Origin of the sequence: Changchengzhania lutea, assembly GCF_006974145.1 — a bacterium.
Lineage (GTDB): Bacteria > Bacteroidota > Bacteroidia > Flavobacteriales > Flavobacteriaceae > Changchengzhania > Changchengzhania lutea.
Window position 1 is genome coordinate 206,725 of the sequence record NZ_CP039456.1, and the last position, 10,966, is coordinate 217,690.

At 32.5% G+C, this 10,966-nt stretch carries 16 protein-coding genes and 1 tRNA gene; 7 read left to right on the top strand and 10 right to left on the bottom strand.

Going from position 1 to position 10,966, the window contains the following annotated elements:
• Positions 1 to 3 precede the first annotated feature (3 nt).
• Positions 4 to 657 carry a DUF4290 domain-containing protein gene (locus FAF07_RS00940; RefSeq protein ID WP_142783329.1) on the bottom strand — a complete coding sequence of 218 codons (654 nt, stop codon included), beginning with the start codon at positions 655 to 657 and terminating at the stop codon, positions 4 to 6.
• 66 nt (positions 658 to 723) lie between these two features.
• A complete protein-coding gene (locus FAF07_RS00945; RefSeq protein WP_142783330.1) occupies positions 724 to 1,017 on the bottom strand; it encodes a DUF493 family protein in 294 nt (97 codons plus the stop codon).
• Between the two features lie 179 nt (positions 1,018 to 1,196).
• Between FAF07_RS00945 and FAF07_RS00950 the strand changes: the two genes are divergently transcribed.
• The 5 genes from FAF07_RS00950 (at position 1,197) to FAF07_RS00970 (ending at position 5,794) form a co-directional block, all read left to right on the top strand.
• Positions 1,197 to 1,736, top strand: a complete 540-nt coding sequence (locus tag FAF07_RS00950; RefSeq protein ID WP_142783331.1) for an AAA family ATPase — start codon at positions 1,197 to 1,199, stop codon at positions 1,734 to 1,736.
• A gap of 1 nt (position 1,737) precedes the next feature.
• On the top strand, positions 1,738 to 3,642 hold the full coding sequence (locus tag FAF07_RS00955; protein ID WP_142786510.1) for a RecQ family ATP-dependent DNA helicase: 1,905 nt from the start codon (positions 1,738 to 1,740) through the stop codon (positions 3,640 to 3,642).
• Between the two features lie 62 nt (positions 3,643 to 3,704).
• The gene (fmt, locus tag FAF07_RS00960) at positions 3,705 to 4,652 is read left to right on the top strand and encodes a methionyl-tRNA formyltransferase (RefSeq protein WP_142783332.1); all 948 of its coding nucleotides are present in this window, start codon (positions 3,705 to 3,707) and stop codon (positions 4,650 to 4,652) included.
• A 187-nt stretch (positions 4,653 to 4,839) separates the two neighbouring features.
• Positions 4,840 to 5,112 (top strand): HU family DNA-binding protein, encoded by a 273-nt coding sequence (locus tag FAF07_RS00965; RefSeq protein WP_142783333.1) that lies wholly within the window; start codon positions 4,840 to 4,842, stop codon positions 5,110 to 5,112.
• 121 nt (positions 5,113 to 5,233) lie between these two features.
• A complete protein-coding gene (locus tag FAF07_RS00970; protein ID WP_142783334.1) occupies positions 5,234 to 5,794 on the top strand; it encodes a YqgE/AlgH family protein in 561 nt (186 codons plus the stop codon).
• Here the strand turns inward: FAF07_RS00970 and FAF07_RS00975 are convergent.
• Both FAF07_RS00975 and FAF07_RS00980 read right to left on the bottom strand, forming a co-directional pair.
• The gene (locus tag FAF07_RS00975; protein ID WP_142783335.1) at positions 5,791 to 6,633 is read right to left on the bottom strand and encodes an aminotransferase class IV; all 843 of its coding nucleotides are present in this window, start codon (positions 6,631 to 6,633) and stop codon (positions 5,791 to 5,793) included. The genes FAF07_RS00970 and FAF07_RS00975 overlap by 4 nt on opposite strands.
• Positions 6,634 to 6,699: 66 nt before the next feature.
• Positions 6,700 to 7,089, bottom strand: a complete 390-nt coding sequence (locus tag FAF07_RS00980) for an START-like domain-containing protein (protein WP_142783336.1) — start codon at positions 7,087 to 7,089, stop codon at positions 6,700 to 6,702.
• A 130-nt stretch (positions 7,090 to 7,219) separates the two neighbouring features.
• On the opposite strand from FAF07_RS00980, the gene FAF07_RS00985 reads away from it, so the two are divergent.
• Positions 7,220 to 7,293, top strand: a tRNA-Met gene (locus FAF07_RS00985).
• 46 nt (positions 7,294 to 7,339) lie between these two features.
• Complete coding sequence (locus FAF07_RS00990; protein WP_185956486.1) at positions 7,340 to 8,506, top strand: tyrosine-type recombinase/integrase; 1,167 nt, start codon at positions 7,340 to 7,342, stop codon at positions 8,504 to 8,506.
• On the opposite strand, the gene FAF07_RS00995 is transcribed toward FAF07_RS00990, so the two are convergent.
• From FAF07_RS00995 to FAF07_RS18740, 6 genes are all read right to left on the bottom strand, one after another.
• Positions 8,495 to 8,857 (bottom strand): hypothetical protein, encoded by a 363-nt coding sequence (locus tag FAF07_RS00995; protein WP_142783338.1) that lies wholly within the window; start codon positions 8,855 to 8,857, stop codon positions 8,495 to 8,497. The two genes, FAF07_RS00990 and FAF07_RS00995, sit on opposite strands and share 12 nt — an antisense overlap.
• A complete protein-coding gene (locus FAF07_RS18415) occupies positions 8,778 to 9,059 on the bottom strand; it encodes a hypothetical protein (RefSeq protein ID WP_185956487.1) in 282 nt (93 codons plus the stop codon). The genes FAF07_RS00995 and FAF07_RS18415 overlap by 80 nt, the downstream gene beginning before the upstream one ends.
• 52 nt (positions 9,060 to 9,111) lie before the next feature.
• Complete coding sequence (locus FAF07_RS18420) at positions 9,112 to 9,282, bottom strand: hypothetical protein (RefSeq protein ID WP_185956488.1); 171 nt, start codon at positions 9,280 to 9,282, stop codon at positions 9,112 to 9,114.
• Between the two features lie 15 nt (positions 9,283 to 9,297).
• The gene (locus tag FAF07_RS01000; protein WP_142783339.1) at positions 9,298 to 9,852 is read right to left on the bottom strand and encodes a peptidoglycan recognition protein family protein; all 555 of its coding nucleotides are present in this window, start codon (positions 9,850 to 9,852) and stop codon (positions 9,298 to 9,300) included.
• The gene (locus FAF07_RS01005; protein WP_142783340.1) at positions 9,852 to 10,547 is read right to left on the bottom strand and encodes a hypothetical protein; all 696 of its coding nucleotides are present in this window, start codon (positions 10,545 to 10,547) and stop codon (positions 9,852 to 9,854) included. Before FAF07_RS01005 ends, FAF07_RS01000 begins: the two co-directional genes overlap by 1 nt.
• A 98-nt stretch (positions 10,548 to 10,645) precedes the next feature.
• Entirely contained in the window at positions 10,646 to 10,963 is a 318-nt protein-coding gene (locus tag FAF07_RS18740) for a hypothetical protein (RefSeq protein WP_142783341.1), read from the bottom strand.
• Positions 10,964 to 10,966 lie beyond the last annotated feature (3 nt).

The following is a 10,966-nucleotide window of genomic DNA, read 5'->3' on the forward strand; positions in this document are numbered from 1 at the left end:
AATTTAGTAGCGTTTTCTTTGTCGGTTACTCGAAGACTTTTTATGATGGCCTCCTTTTTTAGAGCTGCTTGAACTGTATTTGGTTTTTGTGCGCAATAAGTTGCTTGAATCGGAAAGTTCTTCTTCAGAATTTCGTAAATCTAAAGAGCCATTCGATAATTCATATAAGTGATTATAGATTACAATATCCTCCACAGTATCCTTGTTCCAATTTAAGAAACACTTCTTCATGTGGTTTGCGATCGTATAAACTAAAGCTTCCTTAAGTTCGCCGTCTTCCCAAGTATTAGCAACATCAATCATGGTTTTGATATTGTTTCCGTAGAATCTATATTTTGGAAAATTCTGTGGATATTTTAAAGGTTCCGGTCGTTCTTCTAAAAGCTCTTTAGTAGGTTTGGGATACGGCGAATCTACATCCAATTCAAAATTGGCCATAATAAACAACTGATCCCAAAGCTTGTGCTGAAAATCTGGAACATCTCTTAAATGCGGTTGCATATTACCCATTATCGAGATAATGGCCTTGGCTAATTTATTACGCTCTTCTTTGGATTCTTTTGTTTTAGCGTAATTAATCATTTTTTGCATATGGCGTCCATATTCGGGAATGATTAAATGTTCACGCTCTGTGTTATATTCTAAATTGTCTATCAAAATTATTGTGTAGAGTTAAATATTTGTGCACGTAGTTACTATGCCTGCGCAAAATACAAAAAAAAATTAAAGGCTTATCACCCCTTCCACCTTTTCTGCAACTTCTTTATATTTTTCAACAACCTGATCTGGATTACGCATCAATAGATTAATTGAAACACTGGTATATTTGCCATTTTTGGAAGCTGTAGTATTGATTACAGCGCCCATATTATCAAAAACAGACTCTATTTTGGCAATATTCTTTACATCTGTTTTAATGATGAATTTGTACAAATACTCTGCTGGCCAACTACTCGTTTCGTGAAGTTGTCCTTTTAATTTTTCGTAGAATTCGTCTGAATTTGGAGGTGTGCCCATTGTAATTTATAAAATGCAAATATACATTTTCATCTGTATAAATTAAATTATTTTTTAGGGTGATATGTAATACAAAACATGAACTATTGTATTTAAATAAACTTTTGCAGCGGATGTTTTTCCATACATTTTTTTTATAGCAGTTAAATTCCGAATTTTACATCCAAAATATTGCCAATTTGAATACTAAGAAAATAGTAATTACAGGTGGTCCCGGAACAGGGAAGTCTTCAATAATTAATGAATTAATAAAACGAGGTTACACATGTCTTGAAGAAATTTCTAGAGCGGTAACCTTAGACGCACAGGAACAAGGTATTGATCAGCTTTTTTTAACAAAGCCCTTATTATTTAGCGAATTACTTTTAAAAGGGAGGAAGCAACAATATAAAGACGTCAAAAATTTAGACAGTAATGTGGTGTTTTTTGATAGAGGAATCCCAGATATTGTAGCTTATATGGATTTTATTGGTGACAAGTATCCGCAAAAATTCATCAATGCTTGTGAGCGTTACCCTTATAATCAAGTATTCATTCTTAAGCCTTGGCAAGAAATTTATACCATTGATAATGAGCGTTACGAAGATTTTGATCAAGCTTTGAAAATCCACGATCACCTTTTGAGCACCTATCAAAATTATAATTATAAGTTATTGGATGTCCCTTTTGACACTGTTGAACGTAGAGCAGATTTTATATTACAATCCATTACTATGTAACGTGGCGCATCCTATAAACATACTAGAACGCTATTGGAAGTACACGGCATTTAAAGCTGGGCAAGAAGCCATTATCAATGCGGTTTTAGAGGGCGAAGACACTTTTGCATTACTACCAACTGGTGGTGGTAAATCTTTATGTTTTCAAATTCCTGCATTAGCTAAGGAAGGTATTTGCATCGTTATTTCTCCCTTAATTGCACTTATGAAAAACCAAGTGCAACAACTTCAAGACAAAGGTATTAAGGCCATGTGCATTACTAGCGGCATACCTTACAGTGAGCTGGATACGATGCTTGATAATTGTATTTATGGTAACTATAAATTTTTATATTTATCGCCAGAGCGCTTACAACAAGAATTGGTACAGCATCGTATTGAACAAATGAACGTTAATCTAATTGCGGTGGACGAAGCCCATTGTATCTCACAATGGGGCAGTGATTTTAGACCCGCTTATAAAAATATTGTCAGCTTAAGACGACTTCATCCCCATATAAATATTATTGCGCTCACCGCATCTGCAAAACCAGAAGTGGTTGATGATATTATTAAAGAACTCGATTTTATTCATCCCAAAATTTTTAAACACTCGTTTTACAGACCCAATTTAGCATACATGGTTTTTCATGAAAATGACAAATATTATAGATTGGAAACGATTTTAAAGAAGTACAAAGCGTCTTCTATTGTATATGTTCGCAATAGAAAATCGACTCATGAAATCAGTTCATTTTTAAATTCAAAAAACATTTTGACAACGTTTTATCACGGCGGTCTCTCCAATAATGAAAAGGATACGCGTATGAATGATTGGTTGACAAATAAGAAACAGGTTATGGTGGCTACAAATGCCTTTGGTATGGGTATTGACAAGCCAGATGTTAAAACCGTGATTCATTTAAATTTACCAGAAAGCATTGAAAGTTATTTCCAAGAAGCAGGACGTGCTGGTAGAAATGATGAAAAAGCGTTTGCTGTGATATTGAAGAACAACAGCGATTCTGTACTAGTTAAAAATCAATTTTTAAATGTGCTCCCAAAAGTAGATTTTGTTAAGCAAGTATACAGAAAATTATGTAATTATTTTCAAATATCTTATGGAGAAGGGGCCTTAACGACACATAACTTCAACTTTAATACCTTTGCGAAAACCTATAAATTTAGTAGTATGCTTTGCTATAATGCTCTATTGATATTGGATAGAAATAGCATTATAAGTCTCACAAATCAATTCAAGAATAATGCCTCTGCCCAATTTATAATTAGCAGCGCCGCTCTTTTTAATTATTTAGAAACACATCAAGATTTCAATATCATCGTAAAATCGATACTTAGAATGTACGGTGGCATATTTGACCATGATACTAAAATAAACACAGTTAGAATAGCAGAAAAGGCATCGGTTTCTGAGCAGAAACTCATAGAAACTTTAAGTAAGTTAGAGCACGATAATATTATTACCTTAAATTTAGCTAAAACTGATGCGCAAGTAACATTCCTTCAGCCTCGTGAAGATGATAAAACCATCAATAGAATTGCGTCCATTATTGAGCAGCAAAACAAACTAAAGACCAATCAGGTTAGCGCCATGCTTCGTTATATTGAAGACGATTCGACATGTAAAAGCATGCAGCTTCTATCCTATTTCGGGGAAAAAGACCTAAAACCTTGTGGTATTTGTTCAGTCTGTATCAAGAAAAAGCCAAATCAGCCTAAAAAAGGCAGCAAATCGCTCAAAAATCAGATCATTACTTTGCTCGAATCTGGTGATTTATCCTCAAGAGCTATTATTCAAAATTTGGATGATACTGAGGTAAACATAAAAGCGATGTTGAAACTCTTGTTAGAGCATAATATCATAATTATTACGAAAACAAACACCTTTAAACTAAGTCATATATAAAGATGCTTCAATGATGTAATAGTCTAAATTAAAAATGAGGCATTTCAAAATAAAAATAAACCATGAAAGATTTGAGAATCGTATTTATGGGTACCCCAGATTTTGCGGTAGCCACTTTAAAAACCCTAGTTGAGCACAACTATAATATAGTTGGTGTTATTACGGCGCCAGACAGACCTGCAGGCCGCGGTAGAAAACTAAACGAGAGTGCTGTGAAGCAATATGCTAAATCACAGCATCTTCATGTTTTGCAACCTACTAATTTAAAAAGCAACACCTTTCTAGAAGCATTAAAATCTTTAAAAGCCAATTTGCATATTGTAGTCGCCTTTAGAATGTTACCAAAAGTCGTATGGCAAATGCCAGAATATGGTACATTCAATCTGCATGCGTCCTTACTACCTAATTACAGAGGTGCAGCTCCAATAAATTGGGCTATTATTAATGACGAGACAAAAACAGGCGTTTCCACATTTTTTATTGACGAAAAAATTGATACAGGTGAAATGATTCTACAAGATGAAATAACCATAGATCCCAAAGAAAATGCAGGAAGTTTGCACAATAAATTAATGGATTTAGGAAGTACTTTGGTTTTAAAAACAGTACAGCTAATCGAGAAGGGTGATGTCAAAACCACACCTCAAATAGATTCTACAAATATTCAAACGGCGTATAAACTGAACAAAACCAACAGTAAAATTGATTGGACAGCATCACTAGATACCATTTACAATAAAGTACGAGGCTTGAGCCCTTACCCAGGGGCATGGAGTACATTAATGAATGGAAGCGACACATTAGATATTAAAATATATGAGGTAGAAAAAGAAGTTACTAAGCACAATGAAAAAATTGGAAGCCTATTAACTTCTAAAGACACCTTAAAAGTTGCCGCAGCAAATGGTTACATATTAATCAAGGAAATAAAGCTTCCAGGGAAGCGCAGCTTAGACATTAAATCCTTACTTAATGGCTATACTTTTCACGCTGATGCCAAAGTGCTGTAAACCCTTATTAACACTCATATTTAAAAAATCCGACGAAATGCATATCTGTTATTAACAAATGGGCTAAGTTATCAACAATACTATGTATTTCCCTTGCTATTACTTGCATGGTTGCATAATCCGTATAAATTTGTAGAGGATTTAACAAAATGTTTAACCAATTTATTAATATTTTAAAATTTACATTATGAACAAAACAGATTTAATTGATGCAATGGCAGAACACGCAGGTATTACTAAGGCAGCTGCAAAAAAAGCTTTAGAATGTGCGCTTATCGAAATTGAAGGTGCTTTACAAAAAGGCAATAGAGTTTCATTAGTAGGATTTGGTTCTTGGTCAGTTTCCAAAAGAGCGGCAAGAGAAGGAAGAAACCCTCAAACAGGGCAAACTATTAAAATTAAAGCTAAAAACGTTGTTAAGTTTAAGGCTGGATCAGATTTATCAAGTGCAGTAAACTAAGTTTTACTACAAATATATTATTTAAAAGCCTTCAAATGTTGAAGGCTTTTTCTTTATATATGAATAAACAGTTGCATTTTTAAAAAATAAATATTAGATTTAATTTATAATTCCTTGATATATGGTAACAACTAAACCGAAAAAAGGAGATTTATTAATCGCTGAGCCTTCCATAATTGGTGATATTTCTTTCAATCGTTCAATTGTATTGCTTGCTGACCATTCCGATGAAGGATCGATTGGCTTCATTTTAAATAAACCCTTAGAGTATACAATAAATGAATTGGTACCAGAGGTGGAAGCTACGTTTAAAGTATATAACGGCGGTCCTGTGGAGCAGGATAATCTGTATTTTATTCACAAAGTACCAGAATTAATACCAGATAGCATTGAAATTTCATTAGGTATTTTTTGGGGAGGCGATTTTAGCAAGGTGGCAGAATTAATCCATAATAATACTATTGAAGAAAATGATATTCGTTTCTTCTTAGGATATTCCGGTTGGGATAGTGAGCAACTAGAAAATGAATTAAAAAGTAATTCTTGGGTGGTAACCGAAAACAGCTACAAAAATCATATTATAGAGAAGCCTTATGAATCGTTTTGGAAAGAAAAAATGTTAGAATTTGGTGGCGATTATGTTATCTGGTCCAATGCCCCAGAAAACCCAAATTACAACTAAGACAATCTGATCTTTATATTCAGCTTCTGCAAGAGTACTTTTGAGATGTCGTTTTTAAACAATTTTTTCCTGTATTTCGAAATAGGCTGTACACCAGTTATCACGTTCGTAATAAAAATTTCATCCGCTTGTTGCAATTCAAATGGTGATACAGATTCTTCAAATAATTGGTAATCTGGTAGTTCAACAATAATCTCAATGATTTGTTTTCGCATAACACCCTTCAAACAGCCATCCGATAAAGGTGGCGTTTTTATAATATGCTTCTTAATAACAAAAATGTTTCCATTTAAGGCTTCAACCACGTGTTTATTCGTATTTAGCAATAAACAATTACTCAAATTATTTTCTTGAGCATAAATACTTCCCACCACATTAATCGCTTTATTATTGGTTTTCAATGTAGACAGCAAACCTGGTGATACAAAGAAATCTTTAAATAAATCTACCTCATAAGCGCCATCATCAAAAATATAAAAATCATTTTCTATAGGCTTCGTGGTAACTACAAAACTGATGTGATTACTTTCTGGTAAATACAAACCGCCATCGTTTCTAAAAACAGATAATTTTATACGTGCAGACGCATTAGATAAATGATTTGCCTTTAGAGTTGTTTGGATCTCATTTTCTAAAAATTCCATAGTGAAATTCATAGGGATTTCCATGCGCATAATACGCATTGACGCCATGAGCCTGAAATAATGATCTTCCCAAAAAAGTATTTTGCCATAAGATGTTCTAATCGTTTCAAATAAAGAATCACCATAAGCATAACCCCTGTTTTGAACAGATAATTGTTTAGAATCCTCTAAAATAGTTCCGTTAAAATTAATCATAAAAAAATGTCCAACTCTATATTTTTTAAGAGTCGGACAAATATAATTTAAAATTGGCAATACCTTTTAGGAAGAACCCAATACTTGTTTTAAACTAGAGATTTGGTTTTCCCAAAGCATTTTGGCTTCATCAACTTCATCATCCTCTGCAAAATCTGTAACCATTAACGAAACGTCTTTGGTAATTTCATCTACCTGAATCTTAATTTCAAAATATGAAGTATCATCGTCGTCGTCATTTATCCACCTAAATTTAATACGCTCCCCTGTTTTTTTACTTAACAATTTTGCTTGCTCTTCACTATCATCCCATATAAAAGTAAATAATTCACCACGAGAATTTACATTATCCGAAAACCATTCAGACAAGCCTGAAGGCGTAGAAATATATTGATACAATAATTGCGGTGATGCGTGAATTGGGAATTCTATATCAAATTTTACTTTATCGTCCATAAGTAGCTAAAAATTTATATTGCCAATATATACATTAATTGATAAGTACTACAACTATTTTTAATAATAATTTAGCTAGGTTATGTTTGCTGACAATAATATTGTTTTTATATTTGCAGCCTTAAATTATGGCGAGGTAGCTCAGTTGGTTAGAGCGTCGGATTCATAACCCGGAGGTCGGGGGATCGTGCCCCCCTCTCGCTACAAATTTATGAAGCCTTTGTTTACAGTGCGTACAACACTTTTTACAATGGCTTCTTTACTTAAAATACTATCTACCGAATACGCAACCGAATACAAAATGAAGCGTTATAAGAAGCCTAATATCTATCATGGTGGCAAAGACTTTGATTTGTCAAAAAGATGGTACGTATATTATTCTTTTCTTAATCCTGACACCAATCAATTCGAGCGCCAAAACCCAATTTATTTAAAAATAAATCAACGGCACAAAACAAAAAGAGACAGGCTCTATCACTTCAAAGCGCTCAGAAATGCTCTAGAAAATTTATTAAAAAGAGGTTACTCGCCGTATGATATTGATGAGAGCGAATTTCACACTGCTTCTAATGCGCTTGATGCTGCATTAAACATTAAAAAGAAGGATGTAAAAGAAACCACTTATAAAGATTACTATAATAGGGTTTCTCAGTTCAAAAAATATTTAAAAAATAGAGGGTTTAGATATTCCTACATTTCAGATATCGATAAAAAATGTGTCATTGGGTTCCTAAATACATTTGATGGCCCTAAAAACAGGAATAATACCAAGGCAGCTTTAAGTTCAATTTTTTCAGTGCTTGCAGATCAGGACTATATTAAAACAAACTTTATTAAAGAAATTCAGAATAAATCGGTTAGAAAAAAATCGAAAACCCTTGTTGATGATAAATACTTTACTGAAGCTGAAAAGCTCTTAAAAGAAAACGATTTCATGCTCTTTATGTATGTTGATCTGGTGAGTGTGATGTTCTGGAGGACCATAGAGAATGTTAGAATTGAGATTAAAGATATCGACTTTATTAAAGGCACCATGAGCGTCGACACAAAGTCAAAAGATTCTAAAACGAAAATTATTCCTAGCTTTATAGAATTAAATTTAAAAGAATTTGTTGGCCATAGAAAAGGCAGACTTTTTGAACTCAACGCTAAAAGCGATATCGATAAACGTAACTATATGACAAATCGTTTTAGAAAATTTCGTTCGAAGCACAATCTGAATCCTAAGTTAACGCCCTATATGTTTAGGCATTATAGAATTACAAAGTTCTATTTAAAACTGAGAGAATCCTTATCTAAAGAAGACACTATTAAAAAACTTAGTTTAATTACCGGCCATACTTCATCTGCTATTTGGGAGTACATCCATGTTAATGATATTGAACTTCCAGAAGATTATAGCGAATTATTTAATTAGAATAAAACCAATAATGGCCGCGCCACCGAATATGACATTTCGAGTATTGCGACGTTTAAGTCGCTTAATTTCTTTTTCTGAAAGCCTATTTTTATCTTTACTATTTAAGATTTGAGCATCCTTATTATCTACTAATTTACTATACTCAAAAATTTGTTTTTCTAAATTTAGGATTATTAATTTTTGATTTTTGATTAATTGATCTGCTGCATCTAATTCTGCTAAAACGACAGGATAGGCTTCTAAGGTTGAAACGATTTCTTTTTTACTCTCAACCGGGATGTTTATAGGTTGTGAGTATGCTATCGAGTTTGCTATCAGGATAAGCATCAACATTGCTAGGTATTTCATCACGTATTATTTTAAATTTACTTTTAACATCTATTAGGCTATCCACTTTAATTTGCTGTTTTTGGGTCAAGTATTTTAATTTTAAAATGCTATCATTAATTTTTAGAGCTTCATCAACTAAAATTTTATTTTGCTTTTTGAGGTCCTTAATTTTTTCTTTGTAATCTAAAGCTTCATCTTTATTCTTTACAATAACAAGCATAATTAATGCACCGATGACTATGCATATGGTATATTTCCAAAGGTTATGCATATTAAAAACCTTCAAATTTATCTTTCAACCATTTCCACAAACTTGGAACGTTTAATAAAATATAAGTTATTGCCGTAGCAAAAGCCCAAAATTTACCTAATACCACTGTAAGGAATAAGCCTAATAATACTACTATGGCTTCTGTTGTTTTAAAAAAATCTTCTAATTTCATGGTTTATGTATTTAGTTAATAAAATAGTTTTTGCTTCAATTGTTTATAAACGTTCTCACCAGGACACAAAGTAGGGCTCGTGTCTCTATGCCCTCTTATACCTATGATATGAAATGTTTTACACAACGCATCAGATAGCTGATTTGCTGAATTATAAGCCTCTTTAGATAATAAGTATGTTTCGTAATTACCCACGAAAACAACCCCTATACTATTTGTATTTTGTCCGCTATCGTGCCATGTGGTTTCTTCAATATCATTTACAGCATACACGCTACCATCTTCGTAAATAGCAAAATGATACGCAAATTCTGCAAAGCCTCTTTTAATTTGATCTTTAGCGATGCTCTCAACGGTTTGATTTTTGTTACCAGCTGTGTGATGGAAAGTAATGTATAAAGGCTTCTCTAAAGTTCTTTTTTTGAAAGCCTTTGTTAAATGTTTGGGCAGTGTTCCCGTTTTAACGGTTTCGCCGCTTTCAAGAACAACGTCTTCTCCTGTGTAGTTAAATATGGTCACGCCTGTCCCCATCATAAGGGTAATTATTAATGCAATAGCTCTATTTTTCATTAGTATGCAGTTTTTAACAACTTTTGGATGTTGGGCTTAAACCCATTATTGTTGTTTAGATTAAAAATTGTTTTTTCAGCTAAAGTGAATTCTGAATCTGTATGCTTTGCAATACTGACATAAACCAAAAAATCATTATCCTCATCTATTGGCAATCGAGATATCGGTAACATCCTTGCGTGTTTTACACCTTCTGTCTCATAAAAATGTTTTAAGATCTGAGATGCCATTTTAGCAGTTTCAACATCAAAAAAACCATAATACTCTGTGTCTTTTAACATTTTAACATAATGAGGGTCTAATTCTACATTCGTGTAAACACGAACAGCATCTAATCTTTCATAACCATTTTTATAAAAATCGATAATAGCATCCGCCGATTTAAAAGAGCTTTTACCATTTCTTGCTGTTAATATTAGAATTCTATCTGCAGAAGTAGTTTTAAATATTCTTTCTACACAATCTTGTATAGAATTAACAATTACCAGTTTTATTATATCATCGTAAAAGCTTAATTTTTCATGTTGTTCAGTTTTTAAAAATTTTAATTCTTCCTGCTCGATTCTTAGTTTTTTGTTCTCAAGCTGTAAATTTTCTATTTCTAGTTTTTTCTTTTTTTGATCTCCTTTATATTTTAAAAGGCCCAATATGAATGCGGTAATAGCACCGATAAAGCCAACTACATCTAAATCCATTAAAACCTATTTAAACCTAATTTTAACTTAATAAGTTACTAATGAATAAATAATTGTGACAAATAAATAATTCTACTGTTTCCTTTTTCGGTAGTTTCTCACAATTTTAAAAAGGCATAAGGCTTGCGTTTTCTTAAATAATTCGCTTGGTGTTGATATTTATAGGCTTCTATCTCAAAAACAATGTTTCTATATGCTAAATTCCAATTCTTGTACTTTAAGTATTTTATTAAGAAATCAAGAAAATACCAAACGAAAAAAAACACAAGCAACAGCTCTAATTGCTGTCTTAAATGAATTTTTTCGTGGTTTAGTCTTACTGGGTTTATGTATTCTTTTTTCTTAAAAAATATAAATGGAAATAGCGCTATTGCCGCATATCCATTTGGAACTAAATATTTGTTTATTATCACCATAGT